The organism is Acinetobacter sp. YH12208, assembly GCF_013418055.1.
Lineage (GTDB): Bacteria > Pseudomonadota > Gammaproteobacteria > Pseudomonadales > Moraxellaceae > Acinetobacter > Acinetobacter pseudolwoffii.
Map to the genome: position 1 here is coordinate 40616 of NZ_VPCT01000011.1, position 15884 is coordinate 56499.

General features: G+C 43.6%; 16 protein-coding genes. 9 read left to right on the plus strand and 7 right to left on the minus strand.

The genetic code is table 11. The annotated features are described in order from the left end of the window. Window positions 1-35 precede the first annotated feature (35 nt). The 3 genes from FTU95_RS11115 to FTU95_RS11125 all read left to right on the plus strand — a co-directional run bounded on the left by FTU95_RS11115 (window position 36) and on the right by FTU95_RS11125 (window position 3799). Window positions 36-2060: an NADPH-dependent 2,4-dienoyl-CoA reductase gene (locus tag FTU95_RS11115; protein ID WP_005097099.1), complete on the plus strand. Its 2025-nt coding sequence runs from the start codon at window positions 36-38 to the stop codon at window positions 2058-2060. Between the two features lie 146 nt (window positions 2061-2206). Continuing rightward, entirely contained in the window at window positions 2207-2617 is a 411-nt protein-coding gene (locus tag FTU95_RS11120; RefSeq protein ID WP_005097098.1) for a nuclear transport factor 2 family protein, read from the plus strand. 69 nt (window positions 2618-2686) lie between these two features. Then, window positions 2687-3799 carry a YheT family hydrolase gene (locus FTU95_RS11125; protein ID WP_005097097.1) on the plus strand — a complete coding sequence of 371 codons (1113 nt, stop codon included), beginning with the start codon at window positions 2687-2689 and terminating at the stop codon, window positions 3797-3799. Between the two features lie 56 nt (window positions 3800-3855). Here the strand turns inward: FTU95_RS11125 and FTU95_RS11130 are convergent, their stop codons facing one another. After that, a complete protein-coding gene (locus FTU95_RS11130) occupies window positions 3856-4290 on the minus strand; it encodes a hypothetical protein (protein WP_005097096.1) in 435 nt (144 codons plus the stop codon). A gap of 226 nt (window positions 4291-4516) precedes the next feature. Here FTU95_RS11130 and FTU95_RS11135 point away from each other — a divergent pair, with 226 nt between their 5' ends. From FTU95_RS11135 to rodA, 6 genes are all read left to right on the plus strand, one after another. Next, complete coding sequence (locus FTU95_RS11135; protein WP_005097095.1) at window positions 4517-6157, plus strand: CTP synthase; 1641 nt, start codon at window positions 4517-4519, stop codon at window positions 6155-6157. A gap of 31 nt (window positions 6158-6188) precedes the next feature. Further along, window positions 6189-7046, plus strand: a complete 858-nt coding sequence (kdsA, locus tag FTU95_RS11140) for a 3-deoxy-8-phosphooctulonate synthase (protein ID WP_005106657.1) — start codon at window positions 6189-6191, stop codon at window positions 7044-7046. 59 nt (window positions 7047-7105) lie between these two features. Continuing rightward, on the plus strand, window positions 7106-8395 hold the full coding sequence (eno, locus tag FTU95_RS11145) for a phosphopyruvate hydratase (protein WP_005097093.1): 1290 nt from the start codon (window positions 7106-7108) through the stop codon (window positions 8393-8395). Window positions 8396-8402: 7 nt separating this feature from the next. Then, window positions 8403-8795, plus strand: a complete 393-nt coding sequence (locus FTU95_RS11150) for a septum formation initiator family protein (RefSeq protein ID WP_005097092.1) — start codon at window positions 8403-8405, stop codon at window positions 8793-8795. Then, window positions 8764-9477 (plus strand): 2-C-methyl-D-erythritol 4-phosphate cytidylyltransferase, encoded by a 714-nt coding sequence (gene ispD, locus FTU95_RS11155; RefSeq protein ID WP_005097091.1) that lies wholly within the window; start codon window positions 8764-8766, stop codon window positions 9475-9477. The genes FTU95_RS11150 and ispD overlap by 32 nt, the downstream gene beginning before the upstream one ends. Window positions 9478-9588: 111 nt before the next feature. Continuing rightward, on the plus strand, window positions 9589-10728 hold the full coding sequence (gene rodA, locus FTU95_RS11160; RefSeq protein WP_074383200.1) for a rod shape-determining protein RodA: 1140 nt from the start codon (window positions 9589-9591) through the stop codon (window positions 10726-10728). A gap of 198 nt (window positions 10729-10926) precedes the next feature. Here rodA and FTU95_RS11165 read toward each other — a convergent pair whose 3' ends face one another. The 6 genes from FTU95_RS11165 to FTU95_RS11190 all read right to left on the minus strand — a co-directional run bounded on the left by FTU95_RS11165 (window position 10927) and on the right by FTU95_RS11190 (window position 15845). Then, window positions 10927-11229, minus strand: coding sequence for a cyd operon YbgE family protein (locus tag FTU95_RS11165; RefSeq protein WP_005170606.1), 303 nt, complete (start codon window positions 11227-11229; stop codon window positions 10927-10929). A gap of 3 nt (window positions 11230-11232) precedes the next feature. Next, window positions 11233-11334 (minus strand): cytochrome bd-I oxidase subunit CydX, encoded by a 102-nt coding sequence (gene cydX / locus FTU95_RS11170; protein WP_004278713.1) that lies wholly within the window; start codon window positions 11332-11334, stop codon window positions 11233-11235. Between the two features lie 25 nt (window positions 11335-11359). Further along, window positions 11360-12505, minus strand: a complete 1146-nt coding sequence (gene cydB / locus FTU95_RS11175) for a cytochrome d ubiquinol oxidase subunit II (protein WP_159138296.1) — start codon at window positions 12503-12505, stop codon at window positions 11360-11362. Further along, the gene (locus FTU95_RS11180) at window positions 12502-14085 is read right to left on the minus strand and encodes a cytochrome ubiquinol oxidase subunit I (protein WP_100535321.1); all 1584 of its coding nucleotides are present in this window, start codon (window positions 14083-14085) and stop codon (window positions 12502-12504) included. Before FTU95_RS11180 ends, cydB begins: the two co-directional genes overlap by 4 nt. Next, on the minus strand, window positions 14085-14276 hold the full coding sequence (gene cydP / locus FTU95_RS11185; protein ID WP_004645265.1) for a cytochrome oxidase putative small subunit CydP: 192 nt from the start codon (window positions 14274-14276) through the stop codon (window positions 14085-14087). The genes FTU95_RS11180 and cydP overlap by 1 nt, the downstream gene beginning before the upstream one ends. Before the next feature lie 435 nt (window positions 14277-14711). Next, the gene (locus tag FTU95_RS11190) at window positions 14712-15845 is read right to left on the minus strand and encodes a porin (RefSeq protein ID WP_100329573.1); all 1134 of its coding nucleotides are present in this window, start codon (window positions 15843-15845) and stop codon (window positions 14712-14714) included. Window positions 15846-15884: the final 39 nt, after the last annotated feature.

Genomic DNA, 15884 nt, shown 5'->3' on the forward strand with positions numbered 1-15884 from the left:
AAATAGCCAGCACATCAGCACGCTAAGGAGTTGAAATGTCTAAATATCCGAATTTACTTGCCCCGCTTGATTTAGGGTTTACCACACTCAAAAACCGGGTGCTGATGGGGTCAATGCACGTGGGGCTTGAAGAAGCACCCGGCGGATATGAGCGGATGGCAGCTTTTTATGCAGAGCGTGCCAAAGGTGGCGTGGCCTTAATCGTGACGGGTGGTATTTCACCCAATGATCATGGGGTGACGTTTCAGGGCGGCTCCAAGCTTGACAGTGTCGAAGAAGCTGAAAAGCATAAAGTGATTACCCAAGCGGTGCATGATGCAGGCGGGAAAATTGCCCTGCAAATTTTGCACACGGGCCGTTATTCCTATCAGGCAGAAAATGTTGCACCCTCTCCGATTCAGGCACCCATTAACCCGGTCAAGCCGCATGCCTTGAGTTCAGCTGAGGTTCAGCAAACTATTGATGACTTCGCCAATTGTGCCAAGCTGGCACAGTATGCCGGTTATGATGGCGTAGAAATTATGGGGTCGGAAGGTTATTTGATTAACGAGTTTATTGCAGCGCGAACCAATCATCGTGATGATGAATGGGGCGGCAGCTATGAAAACCGCATTCGTTTCCCGATCGAGATCGTGCGCCGTACCCGTGAAATGGTCGGTGAAAACTTTATTATTATCTATCGTCTGTCTATGCTGGATCTGGTGGAAGGTGGCTCAACTTTAGATGAAGTGGTACAACTGGCTAAAGCCATTGAAAAAGCCGGTGCCACGATTATCAATACCGGCATCGGCTGGCATGAAGCACGTATTCCGACAATTGCCACCAAGGTTCCTCGTGCAGCCTTTACCTGGGTTACCCGCAAGCTCAAAGGTCTGGTAAAAGTTCCTCTCATTACTTCTAACCGCATCAATACACCTGAGATGGCTGAGTATGTACTGGCTTCTGGTGATGCCGATATGATTTCCATGGCGCGTCCAATGCTGGCTGACTCTGAGTTTGTGCTTAAAGCTGAACAGGGTCGTAGCGATGAGATCAATACGTGTATCGGTTGTAATCAGGCCTGTCTGGATCATATTTTCTCGATGAAAATTGCCACCTGTCTGGTCAATCCACGGGCCTGTTATGAAACCGAACTCATCTTCAAAGACGTTGGAGAAGCGAAAAATATTGCCGTGATTGGGGCAGGTCCTGCCGGTTTAAGTTTTGCAGTCTATGCAGCGAATCGTGGTCATCAGGTCACGGTATTTGATGCGGCTGCACAGATTGGGGGACAATTTAATATTGCCAAAACCATTCCGGGCAAGGAAGAATTTTATGAAACCTTGCGCTACTTTAAACGTCAAATCGAGTTGCAGCCACGCATCAAGTTAAAGTTAAATCATACTGCCAGTTTTGCAGAACTTGAAGCGTCAGCATTTGATGAGATTGTCGTGGCAACAGGGGTAACCCCGCGTCAACTGGATATTCCGGGGATTGATCATCCAAAAGTCTTATCTTATCTCGAGGTGTTAAAAGAGCGTAAAGCTGTGGGACAGCGTGTGGCGATTATTGGTGCGGGGGGTATTGGTTTTGATACCGCGGAACTTCTGAGCCATGAAGGGGAAAGTGGCAGTATCAATCCAGAAAAATTCTATGATGAATGGGGCATCGATACCAAATATGATCAGGTCGGTGGTTTAAAAACTCCAGTTCTGGAAAAATCATCCCGTGAAATTTACTTATTGCAACGAAAAGCTGCTTCTGTGGGTTCTAGTCTGGGTAAAACCACGGGCTGGATTCACCGCACAGGGCTTAAACATCGTGACGTGAAAATGATTGCGGGTGCCAGCTATGACAGGATTGATGATCAGGGCTTGCATATCACCGTCAATGATAAGCAAATGGTGTTGGAAGTGGATAATGTCATTATTTGTGCTGGTCAGGAATCTTATACCGCCATGTTTGATGAGTTAAAATCTGCTGGTAAAAGTGTACACCTGATTGGTGGCGCCAAAGAAGCGGGTGAGTTAGATGCTAAACGTGCCATTCGTCAGGGGGCTGAATTGGCAGCGGTGATCTAAAAATATTAAAACCTACTTTTTTTCCTCTCCTTTATTAAAGGAGAGGATTTATAAGAAAGAATCTCCCTTGTGAAGCAGTACTTCTCACCTTTAATAAAGGGGGAGCGCTCTATATTTAAAATATCAAAACAAAAAAGGAACCTCAAATGAGCATCGAAACTACAAAAAAATCCATTGATCGTTGGCACGAGATGTTAGCAACCCGCGATATGTCGATCTTGAATGAGTTACTTGCTGAGGATGTTGTATTTCGCTCACCTGTGGCTTTTCATCCTTATCCTGGCAAACAGGTGGTCTTTTTTATTCTGAGCAATGTGATCCAAGTCTTTGAAAACTTCACTTATCACCGTGAATTTATAAGTGAAGATGGTAACAATGTCGTACTTGAGTTTTCTGCTCAGGTAAGCGATAAAAAACTCAAGGGAGTTGACATGATTCAGTTTAATGAAGAAGGTCAGATCATTGATTTTGAAGTGATGATCCGGCCTAAGTCTGGACTTGAAGCCTTAGCGGTACAAATGGGCCAACGGATGCAGTCATTCCAAGTTAAAACTTAATTCGAATTATTGATTCAAGTCGGCATGAAGTTTGTAAATCACAGCTAGTCGAACTAGAGAGGATGACAGATGAAAATGTTGCTTAAAAAATTGGGTCAGCTGTCCAGTGAATATCTGGATCGCTTCAGTGGCGCAGATGAACCGACCCTGTATTACCATCCAAATGGTGTTTTTTCAGGACTCATTGAACGCTTACCGCAGCTGCAACAAAAATATCGTCCTACGCCGTGGTTAGCCAATGCACACGCACATATTCTATATTTGGATCTTATTAAAAAACATACGATTAAACTTAAATATGATGTACTTGAACAGCTAAAAATGTCGGATGGCGGGATTACCGGTATTGCCTGGTATGGGCTGGATTTGCCAGCAAATACACCGACCATTGTCTTATTACATACCATCACCGGCTCTCCAGAGTCGATGCGTGAACTGGTACAGGATCTGCATAAACATACCGGTTGGCGAGTGGCCTTGTGTTTGCGCCGTGGGCATGCAGACCTGCCCATGCCTGTAGCTAAAATGAACCTGTTCGGCTCGACCCAAGATCTACGTGAACAACTGCTGTATATACAGGATAGATTTCCTCAGTCTGAGCTGTATGGGGTCGGATCTTCTGCGGGTACAGGCTTGCTGGTGCGTTATCTCGGAGAAGAGGGATCACAAACACCGTTAAAAGCGGCTTTTGCCTTATGTCCAGGCTATAACACCGAAACTGGATTTGCCCATGTACATCCGTTTTATAGCAAAGTCATGGCCAAAAAACTAATCAAACGCTTTATTCATCCTTATCAGGAAACCTGGCAAATTTATCCTTCCTGGAAGCAATTGCTGGAGGTAAAAGACTTATCGGAGTTTGAACAGCGTTATTATCAACTGGCCGGTTTTTCAGACTATGAGAGTTATAGTAAGGCCACGAATCCAATTTATGTATTTGAAAACATTAAAGTTCCATTAATGATTTTAAATGCGGAAGATGATCCGGTGTGTCATATCCAGAATCTGGAACCTTATAAAGAAAAAATTCGGGCAATGTCGAATATCATGGTGATTACCACCAAAAAAGGCAGTCATTGCGGATTTTATCAAGGTCTGATGCAAACAGAATCGTGGGCTACGCGATTAATGGCAGACTATTTGATGCACTTGTCTCGTAATTCTGCACCGACATCTGCTTAAAAAAGAGTAATAAAAAAACCCAGCAAAAGCTGGGTTTTTTTGATGAATTCTCTTGATTAATCAAGCGCTGGCATCGCTGCTGCAATGGCATCAGCCACAGCGTCTTCTTCAGATTTGTTTGAATCAGAGTTTGATTTAGGCGTTGCTGCAGGTTTTGAAGGCTCTGGAGCTGGATTGTTTTCTGACGGCGTTCTTGTTGGAGCTGGTGTAGCTTCAACAGGTTCAGGCTTCTTCACTTCACGACGAATTTCAGTCGTCGTGTTAGCTGTCTGTTCACGTTGAATTTCCACAGTTGTCTCTGGAACTTCTTCAATTACCGCTTCTTCTACCGGCTCAAGCGGTTCAAATTGTGCTGGTTCAGGCGTTACAACTTCAGGTGCTGGATTAACCTCAACTTGTTCTTCTTCTTTAGGTGCTTCTTTTTTTACACACGCAGTCAAGCTCAGGCCAGTCAGGATTACGGTACAGAGTAAAAATTTCTTCATCATCATTGCATCAAACAGAAAAGTGTGGAGGGGATTACACTATTATAGCAGCAAATTACAAGATAGAAATCATATGAACTTACAGTAATTTTTTATTGGAATTGCTGTTAGAATAGTCAATTGTTTATTGTTCTTTGAATTGATGCGGATTGACTTTGCTTTCTAGGTACAAGGTAAAGTAAAATTGCGCAACATTGCAGGCCGATTTAGGCTCGATTGTACGAGAAACCCAATGACCCATTTTATTTTCGTTACTGGTGGTGTAGTTTCATCACTAGGTAAAGGTATTTCAGCTGCTTCTGTTGCTGCACTTTTAGAAGCTCGTGGTTTAAAAGTGACCATGGTAAAAATGGATCCATACATTAATGTCGATCCAGGGACGATGAGCCCATTCCAACATGGTGAAGTTTTTGTTACAGAAGACGGTGCTGAAACAGACTTAGATTTGGGTTACTACGAACGTTTCTTGCGTCGTGCGAAAATGACCAAACTGAATAACTTCACATCAGGTCGTGTTTACCAAGATGTTCTGAACAAAGAACGCCGTGGTGACTATCTGGGTGGTACTGTGCAAGTTATTCCACACATTACTGACAATATCAAAGAGCGTGTCCTGCGTGCAGGCGAAGGCTATGATGTTGCGATTGTAGAGATCGGCGGTACAGTAGGTGACATTGAATCTCTCCCATTCATGGAATCTGTACGTCAGCTAATGGTTGAACTTGGTCATAAACGTACCATGTTAATGCACTTAACGTTACTCCCATACATTAAGTCTGCAGCAGAATTAAAAACCAAACCAACACAGCACTCTGTTAAAGAACTTCTGTCGATTGGTATTCAGCCAGACATTCTCATCTGCCGTACCGAGTACGATGTAGATGCAGATACTATCCGTAAAATTGCATTATTTACCAACGTTGAAGCACGTGCCGTTGTGGTATGTAAAGATGCACGTTCGATCTATCAGATTCCACGTACTTTCTACGAACAGAATGTTGATGATTTAATCTGCGAACGTTTTGGTTATAACGACCTTCCTGAAGCGGATTTAACCGATTGGGATAACGTGGTAGAAGCATTATTGAACCCAGAATACACCGTTCGTGTAGCGATGGTCGGTAAATATGTAGAACTTCCAGATGCGTATAAATCTGTGAACGAAGCACTTTTACATGCCGGGGTGAAAAACCGCGTTAAAGTCCAAATTGACTATGTCAATGCAGAAGAACTTGAAAGCCAGGACGTGAACGAAGTATTGAAAGATGCCGATGCGATTCTGGTTCCAGGTGGTTTTGGTGAACGTGGTACTGAAGGCAAAATGCAGGCGATTCAATTCGCACGTGAAAACGGTGTACCTTTCCTTGGTATTTGCTTAGGTATGCAGTTGGCTGTAATCGAATATGCACGTAATGTTGTGGGCATTAGCGATGCAACGTCGACTGAATTTAACCGTTCGACCAAATCTCCATTGATTGGCTTGATCACTGAATGGTTAGATGAGCGCGGTGAAGTTCAGCAACGTTCTGCTGACTCTGATTTGGGTGGCACCATGCGTCTAGGGGCTCAAAAATCTGAACTGGTTGCAGGCACAAAAACAGCTGAAATCTATGGTTCTGAAGAAATCATTGAGCGTCACCGTCACCGTTACGAAATGAACAACCGTTATATCCCATTGCTTGAAGAAAAAGGCATGAAGATTTCTGGTTATTCACCGGTACAGCATCTGGTAGAAACAGTTGAAATTCCTCAACATCCTTGGTTTATTGCGGTACAATTCCACCCGGAATTTACCAGCTCACCACGTGAAGGTCATCCATTATTTGCCGGTTTCATTGATGCTGCGAAAAAGCAGTACCAAAAAACTCAATAATCGGTGTGTAGGACACAACTAGGAAGTTTAAATGTCGCAATTAAAACCACAAGAAATTGTACGTTTGGGCGATATACAAATGGCAAATCATTTGCCATTTGTATTATTCGGCGGAATGAATGTACTTGAATCTAAAGACTTGGCTTTTGAGATCGCTGAGACTTATGTCGATATTTGTACACGTTTGGGTATTCCCTATGTGTTCAAGGCCAGCTTTGATAAAGCCAACCGTTCAAGCTTGAACTCGTTCCGTGGCCCAGGCCTCGACAAAGGTCTCGAGTGGTTAGCTGACATTAAAAAACACTTTAATGTGCCAATCATCACTGATGTACACGAGCCGTACCAGGCGGCGCCTGTTGCAGAAGTGGCGGACATTATCCAGCTGCCGGCTTTCTTGAGTCGTCAGACGGATCTGGTGGAAGCCATGGCAAAAACCGATGCCATCATCAACATCAAAAAAGCACAATTCCTTGCACCACACGAAATGCGTCATATTTTGCATAAGTGTCTGGAAGCAGGAAATGACAAACTGATCATTTGTGAGCGTGGTTCAGCATTTGGCTATAACAATCTGGTTGTAGACATGCTGGGCTTCGATATCATGAAAGAAATGAATGTGCCTGTGTTCTTTGATGTGACGCATGCCTTGCAAACTCCAGGTGGCCGTGCCGATTCTGCTGGCGGACGCCGCGCCCAGATTACCACATTGGCGCGTGCAGGTATGGCAACCGGTCTTGCAGGTTTGTTCCTGGAAGCACATCCTGATCCAGAGAAAGCCAAGTGTGATGGCCCATGTGCATTGCGCATGTCTCAACTTGAGCCTTTCTTGGCACAGCTAAAAGAATTGGATACCTTGGTCAAAGGTTTCGAAAAGTTAGATACACACTGAGTTTATCACTCTTGCGCTGCCCTAAAGGCAGCTCATATTAATCAACTGAGGAATAGTTCATGAGCCAAATCGTTGACATTCGTGCACGTGAAATTTTGGACTCTCGTGGTAACCCTACCATCGAAGCAGACGTAATCTTAGCATCTGGCGTAGTTGGCCGTGCATGTGCACCATCTGGTGCTTCAACTGGTTCTCGTGAAGCTTTAGAACTTCGTGATGGCGATAAAGCACGTTACTTAGGTAAAGGTGTTAAAACTGCGGTAAATAATGTAAACACCTTAATCCGTGATGCTTTGCTTGGTAAATCTGTATTCGAACAAAAAGACATCGATAACACGATGATTGCTTTAGACGGTACTGAAAACAAAGAAAAACTGGGTGCAAACGCAACTTTAGCTGTATCTTTGGCTGCTGCACGCGCTGCTGCTGATGAAAAGAAAATTCCTCTTTTTCAATATATTGCAGACCTTCGCAACAACTCGATTTTGACCATGCCTGTACCAATGATGAACATCATCAATGGTGGTTCACATGCAGACAATAACGTTGATATTCAAGAATTCATGATTGAGCCAGTGGGCTTCACTTCATTCTCTGAAGCTTTACGCGCTGGCGCTGAAATCTTCCATTCTTTAAAATCAGTTTTAAACAAAAAAGGTTTAAACACTGCTGTGGGTGATGAAGGTGGTTTCGCACCAAACCTTCGTTCTAACGAAGAAGCAATCACGGTTATTCTTGAAGCAATTGGTCAAACTGGCTACAAAGCAGGTTCTGACATTATGCTGGCGCTGGATTGTGCATCTTCAGAATTCTACAAAAATGGTCAGTACATTCTTGCGGGCGAAGGCAACAAAGCGTTCACCAGCAACCAGTTCTCTGACTATTTGGCTGGCCTTGTAAACCAATACCCAATTATTTCAATTGAAGATGGTTTGGATGAGTCGGATTGGGAAGGCTGGTCTTACCTGACTTCGATTCTTGGCGACAAGATCCAGTTGGTAGGTGATGACCTGTTCGTAACGAATCCTAAAATCCTGCAACGTGGTATCAACGAAAAAGTAGGTAACTCGATCCTGATCAAATATAACCAGATCGGTACCTTGACTGAAACTTTAGATGCGATCTATCTTGCCAAAGAAAATGGTTACTCTACTGTGATTTCACACCGTTCAGGTGAAACTGAAGATTCAACCATTGCGGATCTTGCAGTAGGTACAGCAGCAGGTCAAATCAAAACCGGTTCACTTTGCCGTTCTGACCGTGTAGCGAAATATAATCAGTTACTTCGTATTGAAGAATTGACTAATGCTGCATATCGCGGTAAAGCTGAGTTTAAAGGTTTGAACTAAGCGACTTATGTCAATGTTAAATGTATTCGACTCGACTGCGAGTAAAGTACTGTTGGGCCTTGCGATCATTTTGATCGCAGGGTTTCAATATTTATACTGGTTTGGTGAAGGTGGTTATCATGATCATCAGCAGCTGACCCAGAAAATCCAGCAGCAAATGGAATTGAATGATGAGCTGAAAGAACGTAATCGCGTTCTGGCGGCAGAAGTCTACGATTTAAAGAATGGTATTGAAGCCATCGAAGAACATGCGCGTTTAGATCTTGGCCTGATTAAGCCACGTGAAACTTTTATTCAAATGAGCACGATCAGTACTCAATATAAACCCATCTATCTTAATCCAAATTCTAAAGTAGATCTGCGAACCAATGAGTCACCTGAGCCAACAAATACCCCGTAAATTATGGGTCATTCTTCCTGCTGCAGGTTCAGGTAGCCGTTTTTCTAAAACAGAACTCAAGCAATATCAGACGCTTCAACAACGAACTGTTCTTGAACATACCGTTGCACGTCTGAATCAATTGCCTTTGACTGGTTATGTATTGGCGATTGGTACACAGGACAATGTCGCAAAAACTCTGCCATTTTCCGATCTGGAAAAAGCACATTTTTGTTTGGGCGGCGCAGAGCGAGTGAATTCGGTGCTGAATGCATTAAATTATTTATCTGCAATGGCCTCTGAAGATGACTGGATCATGGTGCATGATGCGGCACGCCCTTGTGTCAGTCTGGATTGTCTTCAACAGTTGGTCAATACGGCAATTGCACAGGATCGGGCTGCGATTCTGGCGATTCCGGTACGAGATACACTTAAGCGTGTAGTCACCGGTTCTGATATTGAGGAAACGGTGGATCGCTCCATGCTCTGGCAGGCACAAACGCCGCAAATGGCCAAGCTGGGCACATTAAAACGGGCGATTGAACAGGCTTTGCAGGATGGTGCTAACATTACCGATGAAGCCAGCGCACTGGAACATATCGGTGAGCAGGTGAGTGTGGTGCAAGGGCGTTCCGATAATATTAAAATTACCTATCCGGATGATCTGGAACTGGCCAAGCTGATTTTACAAGCTCAGGCTTAAAAATATATTCGATAAAATTTAAATAAAAGCAGAATAAATCTGGCTATAGCGATCTATTCCCTATAGCTTTCACTTATAATTTTGCCATCATTCTTTTTCACCTTTTGGCCAATGATACCTTCACAGCAGTATCGGTTTTTACGTCATTCTTTGCGTGATGGACGTAGTATTAACCCGCAAGATTCCTCCCGGTGGACCAAGTTGCACCTTGATCCCTGGTTGTTGTGCTTTCTGGTTCTCAATGCAATTCTGGGGTTGATGGTGGTGTATAGCGCGACCTCTGAAGATTCCGGGATGGTTGTTCGTCAGGCGATCAGTTTCGGGATTGGTTTTGTGCTGCTATTTATCTGTGCGCAGATTCCACCGAAAGTCTATCAGGCGATCAGTCCCTACCTGTATGCCTTTGGCATATTCATGCTGCTCTTGGTGTTTGTGATTGGTGAAAAACGCCTGGGTGCAACGCGTTGGATTACTTTGCCTGGTATTGGGAGTATGCAACCGAGTGAGGTGATGAAATTTGCCATGCCTTTGATGATGGCCTGGTATTTTGCACGTAAGCCATTTCCTCCCAAATTTGTACATATTGTCGGTGCATTAATTTTACTGGCTATACCATTTGTTTTGGTTGCACTCCAACCTGATTTGAATATTGGTTTGGTGGTTCCGGGTGTTTTTGTCTTGTTTTTAAGCGGGATGTCGTGGCGTCTGATTGTTGGTGCGGCAGCAGCACTGGCTGTGGCAGCACCAGTTTTATGGATGTTCGTACTACAAGAGTATCAAAAGAAACGTATTACCACGATGTTTGATCCGGAGTCGGATGCATTGGGTGCAGGCTGGAATATCATTCAGTCCAAAATCGCCATTGGTTCAGGTGGTTCCACAGGCAAAGGTTATACTGAAGGGACACAATCGCATTTGGGTTATCTGCCCGAGCATCATACCGACTTTATTATGTCGACCTATGCCGAAGAATTCGGTTTTATTGGTGTTTTTCTGCTGTTCAGTTTATTTACTGCCATTATTATTCGTTGTTTGATGATTGGCTTAAACAGTTTTCATAATTTTGGACGTTTATATGCCGGAGCTATTGGACTGACCTTTTTCTTCTTTGTATTTTTAAACTCGGGCATGGTGAGTGGTATCTTGCCGGTGACTGGAGACCCATTGCCGCTCATGAGTTATGGCGGAACGGCGGTGATTTCTATGCTCGCAGGTATGGGAATTGTGATGTCGATTCATACCCATCGATAAATTATTCTAAAAGTCGGATGTGTTCCGGTTTTACAAATATTGTTAAGACATGCGGGTAAAGAAAAGTATCTTCATTACATTCATGCTCAATGTGGAAATTGCTTCCAAATGCAGAGTGATATAAGCGTACAACAAAAAGCAGAAATGGATAAACGATATAAAGAAGCCCTCAATCGAGGGCTTCTTTCGTCTTAAAACTTAACTGAAAAACCAGGTGTAATAGCCCCAGATCATCAAAGGCCAAGCCAAAAATGGACTAAATAGCCATTTCCAGAACCAGTGGCGAGGTACGAAACCGACACCATGTACAAAGCCTCCAGAAATACCAATCATGATATACATCATGGCACTATGGCTATATTCACCGTTGGCATCCAGCATTGCAGAGGGATGAACCAATAACACTGCGGCGAGAGGAAAAGCCAGCAGGCAGGAAATCATCATCGCAAATTTGTTTGGTTTCTTGTCTACAACGGTTTTCTCAAGCGCAGCTTCGGTCATATTTTATTCCTCATCCAGGTCTTGGTGTTGTTCCATATAAATTGCGGCAATCACACTGGCAAAACACGCCATCAGTACACCCAGAATCCAGGCAAAATACCACATAATTTTGTCTCCTTAGTGCACAGCCTTAATACAGGCTGTGTGAATTGTCTTCAATATGTTTGTTGGTAATCACGGCCCACATCTTGTAGTAACACCATGTGGTATAGATCAGGATCAGTGGAACAAAGATACCTGCCGCAACGGTCATGACAGTTAAGGTATTTTTACTGGATACTGCATCCCACATGGTCAGACTGACTGTCGGATTCAAACTAGATGGCATCAGGAACGGGAACAGGGCAAAACCGGCAGTTAAGATTGCACCGACGATTGCCAGAGAAGAACCCAGGAAGCTCAAGCCAGCCTTGTTTTTACCTGCAGCCAGTACAATGATGAATCCCCCTAGAATGCCGGCAATTGGAGCTGCCATTGTAATTGGATAAGTCGAATAGTTGTTCATCCAGCCCGGATTGGCATTGGTCAGTACTTCTTTTGCTAATGGGTTGGCAACACCATTGGTGTCAAAAGGCATCACCAGGCTATAACCCTGGATGTTTCCAAAATACAACCATGCACCCGCAGCAAGGAAAGTCGCCAAGTAGACCAGACCCATGATTTGTGTCGCTTTGGCAGAACGTTGACGCAGGTCGCCATCAGTACGCAGCATCAGCCATGCACCACCATGTGCGCATAACATCGATAAACTGACCAGACCACACACAATCGCAAATGGATTCAGCAGGGCAAAGAAGCTACCTGTGTAGGTAGAGCGCACAGTTTCATCCAGGGTAAAAGGCACACCGAGGAACATATTACCAAACGCTACACCAAAGACTAATGCCGGAACTGCACCACCAATCGCCAAGCCCCAGTCCCAGGAAGTACGCCATTTGGTATTTTCCAGTTTAGAGCGGTAATCGAAGCCGACCGGACGTAAGAATAAGGCAAACAGTACCAGTAATAATGCCCAGTACATGCCAGAGAAGGCTGTTGCATAAACCATTGGCCAGGCAGCAAATAAAGCCCCCCCGGCAGTAATGAACCAGACCTGGTTACCATCCCAATGCGGGGCAATGGTATTGATTGCAGCACGGCGCTCGTTATCATTTTTGCCCACAAATGGCATGATCGCCATAGAGCCCATATCGAAGCCATCGGTGAGGGCGAAGCCAATCAGCAATACGCCGACCAGCACCCACCAAATTATTTTGAGTAATTCATATTCGATCATGCTTGAGTCTCCCCATTTGCCTTTTCTGCTGCAAGCTTTTCAAAGTGGTATTTACCGGTATGCAGGGAACTTGGACCAAGGCGTGAGAATTTGATCATCAGATACATCTCGATAATCAATAACACCGTGTAGAAGGCTGCCAATGCCAGGATTGAACCCCATACATCGCCAGTACTTAAGCTGGAGGCTGAAAGATGCGTCGGTAAGACTTCACCAATCGTCCAAGGCTGACGACCGACTTCTGCTACATACCAGCCAGTTTGTGCAGCCACCCAAGGTAAAGGCAGTGCAAATAAGGCAAATTTTAATAACCAAGGTTTGTTTTCAGCATTGCGTTTTGCGACTGCAACAGTTGCCAGAATGAAGAGAAGCAGCATCAAGAAACCAGAACCCACCATGGCGCGGAATGCCCAGAACAGGCTTGGTACATGTGGAATGGTGTCTGCCGCCGCAGCTTTAATTTGTGCTTCAGTCGCATCCACCACATTTGGCGTATATTTCTTCAGCAGCAAGCCATAACCGAGGTCTTTTTGTGATTCATCAAAAGCCGCTTTAAGCTCAGGTGATTTATCTCCTGCACGGAGCAGCTCTAACTGTTCATACGCCACCATACCGTTACGGATCCGCTGTTCGTGCTGAGTAATCAGATCTTTAATTCCGGTCACTTGTTCAGTGGTGGAACGGGTTGCAATCAGACCCATCGCATAAGGAATCTTGATCGCATAGTCAGTGGTTTGGGTTTCTGCATTTGGAATCCCAAATAAGGTGAATGCTGCTGGTGCAGGATGCGTATCCCATTCTGCTTCAATCGCCGCAAGTTTGGTTTTTTGGACATCGCCCAGCTCATAACCTGATTCATCACCCAGTAAAATCACTGAAAGTGTAGACGCAAGCCCGAAGATGGCTGCAATGGCAAAAGAACGGCGTGCAAACGGCAAGTCACGTTTTTTCAGCATGTAATAACTTGAAATGGCCAGTACAAAAATAGCACCTGTGACATAACCTGCAGACACTGTATGTACGAATTTTACCTGAGCAACCGGGTTAAAGATCAGTGCGGCAAAGTCCACCATTTCCATACGCATGGTTTCGTAGTTGAATACAGAACCAACCGGGTTTTGCATCCAGCCATTGGCGATCAGAATCCACAGCGCAGACATGTTCGAACCTAAAGCTACCAGCCAGGTAACTGCCAGATGTTGCACTTTGGACAGGCGATCCCAGCCAAAGAAGAACAAGCCAATAAAGGTCGATTCAAGGAAGAAGGCCATCAAACCTTCAATCGCCAGCGGTGCACCAAAAATATCACCGACATAATGCGAGTAATAAGCCCAGTTGGTTCCGAACTGGAACTCCATGGTCAGGCCTGTGGTTACCCCTAAGGCAAAGTTAATACCAAACAGTTTTCCCCAGAACTTGGTCATGTCTTTATAGATTTCTTTGCCGGAAATCACATAGGTGGTTTCCATAATGGCAAGCAGAAAAGCCAGGCCTAAAGTCAGTGGAACAAAAATAAAGTGATACATCGCGGTCATGGCGAACTGGAACCGCGAGAGATCGACCACGCTTTCAGAAATCATCAACGTGTCTCCTGGATTTGGGAAGGATTGCCGGCGATACGCTCGGCGACTTGGTTATCAAAATTTTTAGGAATCGTAGGCGCATCAAACCAGATATTTTTAATGATCATCAGTAAAATAACTTTGATAATTAAAATAGCGGTTATTTCTCTCACCACTCTCTGGTTTAGATTTTTGGGAACTAAGCTCATTCGACTAAGCCTGTCTGTGACTTGTTGTATATTATTAATCTATTGTAACTAAAAAATAAATAGACGATACAATTTAAATAAATATATATTTTTAAATGTATGATAATAAAAGGTATATATTTTTATTAGTTAAAATTTATTCTAAATATTTTTTATTATTTTATGTAATTTTATTGTTTTTTTAAATCCGACTAAAATGCTTATATTTATATATTTGAATGTAGATTGTTTTAGTTGGATTAATGCTTTTTAATCTGATTAAAATGCTTGGTTTTAAAATAAAGAATAAAATTAATCAAACTATTTTGGTTGGTTTTATAAGGGTTGAATATCAGTGTCACAATCTTTCTCATCATTTTATATTGATAAAAAACACGCCAAAAAAAGAACATGCTGGAAACATGTTCTTTTTAAGCTTGGTGAGGGTGGCTAGACTTAGAAGTCGTAACGCATGCCTAGAGATAGGCCAGTTGCATCTTCACCGCGTGTACCACCTACGTTATTTGTACGTGCTTGTGCCCATGGTGTAACATTTGAATTTTCATCATTTAGGACAGTTGCCAGGTTTGCATATACACGTACTGTTTTGTCTAAACGATGTTCTACACCAAGTGCCAATAATGTTGCATTTGCATCATCTGCATCGACATCGCGGTGGAACACTTGACCACGTAGATACGTTTTTGGTGCAAATTTATAGTCAGCTGCTACTCCAAATACTTGAGCATCTGGGTTTGCTTCAGAATTATCATGTTGAAGGAATTGGTATAAACCGCCCAAGTTGAACTCAGGTGTGATTTTGTAAGCACCTGCGATACGGAAACCATCGCGCTCACCACGACCTGCATCTTCTTCATAATGTTCATAGGCAGCAGCAAAATCAACTTTACCTTCTTTATAGGTTAAAGCGAGGTCGTATGCTTTATCATCGCGATTATCTTTATTGGTAGTAGTTGTGGTTCCCGGTACGACTACTGTTACTGGACCATTCACAGTTTCAATTACAGTAGTTTTTGGTGAAGATGTTGACACGCTATCAGGGCTATTACCTTCGTGTAAAGAAAGTGCTGCTAAAACATTAAAGCCGCCGCCAAACTTAGGTGATTTATATTCAATGGTATTGTTATTACGTTCATCAAAACGTAAGTTGCCAGCACGCGTGACATTACGAACATCACCAACCATATCGCCAAAGAAGTTGACCGGGCCACGTGCTACTTTGAATGGGCTGTCAAAACGGCCGATACGCGCTTGACCGAAATCACCTTTTAAACCAACAAAAGTATCACGAGTTGCAAATTCAACATCATCATTTGCAGAACCGCTAGCAAAGTTAATTTCTTGTTCGATTTGACCAAAAACAGTCATGCCATTTTCTAGTTTTTGTTCAGCTTTGAAGCCTAGGCGTGAAGAGTTTGAAGAAAGTCCAACTTCATTATAATCTGCACCATCATCCAGATAATCTAAAGAAACGTGTGCACGACCATAAATTTTAACGTCAGCAGCAGCTGCCATGACTGGTGTTAAAATTGTTGCCCCAATTGCTAATGCAGATAACGTTTTTTTCATGTGTTGCTCCAATAAAGACTTTTTATTCATCGTCTTAAA

Excerpts from the sequence above, each read along its gene's own strand:
- FTU95_RS11115 (WP_005097099.1), top strand. The coding sequence starts at position 36 with ATGTCTAAATATCCGAATTTACTTGCCCCGCTTGATTTAGGGTTTACC.
- FTU95_RS11120 (WP_005097098.1), top strand. The coding sequence starts at position 2,207 with ATGAGCATCGAAACTACAAAAAAATCCATTGATCGTTGGCACGAGATG.
- FTU95_RS11125 (WP_005097097.1), top strand. The coding sequence starts at position 2,687 with ATGAAAATGTTGCTTAAAAAATTGGGTCAGCTGTCCAGTGAATATCTG.
- FTU95_RS11130 (WP_005097096.1), bottom strand. The coding sequence starts at position 4,290 with ATGATGATGAAGAAATTTTTACTCTGTACCGTAATCCTGACTGGCCTG.
- FTU95_RS11135 (WP_005097095.1), top strand. The coding sequence starts at position 4,517 with ATGACCCATTTTATTTTCGTTACTGGTGGTGTAGTTTCATCACTAGGT.
- kdsA (WP_005106657.1), top strand. The coding sequence starts at position 6,189 with ATGTCGCAATTAAAACCACAAGAAATTGTACGTTTGGGCGATATACAA.
- eno (WP_005097093.1), top strand. The coding sequence starts at position 7,106 with ATGAGCCAAATCGTTGACATTCGTGCACGTGAAATTTTGGACTCTCGT.
- FTU95_RS11150 (WP_005097092.1), top strand. The coding sequence starts at position 8,403 with ATGTCAATGTTAAATGTATTCGACTCGACTGCGAGTAAAGTACTGTTG.
- ispD (WP_005097091.1), top strand. The coding sequence starts at position 8,764 with ATGAGTCACCTGAGCCAACAAATACCCCGTAAATTATGGGTCATTCTT.
- rodA (WP_074383200.1), top strand. The coding sequence starts at position 9,589 with ATGATACCTTCACAGCAGTATCGGTTTTTACGTCATTCTTTGCGTGAT.
- FTU95_RS11165 (WP_005170606.1), bottom strand. The coding sequence starts at position 11,229 with ATGACCGAAGCTGCGCTTGAGAAAACCGTTGTAGACAAGAAACCAAAC.
- cydX (WP_004278713.1), bottom strand. The coding sequence starts at position 11,334 with ATGTGGTATTTTGCCTGGATTCTGGGTGTACTGATGGCGTGTTTTGCC.
- cydB (WP_159138296.1), bottom strand. The coding sequence starts at position 12,505 with ATGATCGAATATGAATTACTCAAAATAATTTGGTGGGTGCTGGTCGGC.
- FTU95_RS11180 (WP_100535321.1), bottom strand. The coding sequence starts at position 14,085 with ATGATTTCTGAAAGCGTGGTCGATCTCTCGCGGTTCCAGTTCGCCATG.
- cydP (WP_004645265.1), bottom strand. The coding sequence starts at position 14,276 with ATGAGCTTAGTTCCCAAAAATCTAAACCAGAGAGTGGTGAGAGAAATA.
- FTU95_RS11190 (WP_100329573.1), bottom strand. The coding sequence starts at position 15,845 with ATGAAAAAAACGTTATCTGCATTAGCAATTGGGGCAACAATTTTAACA.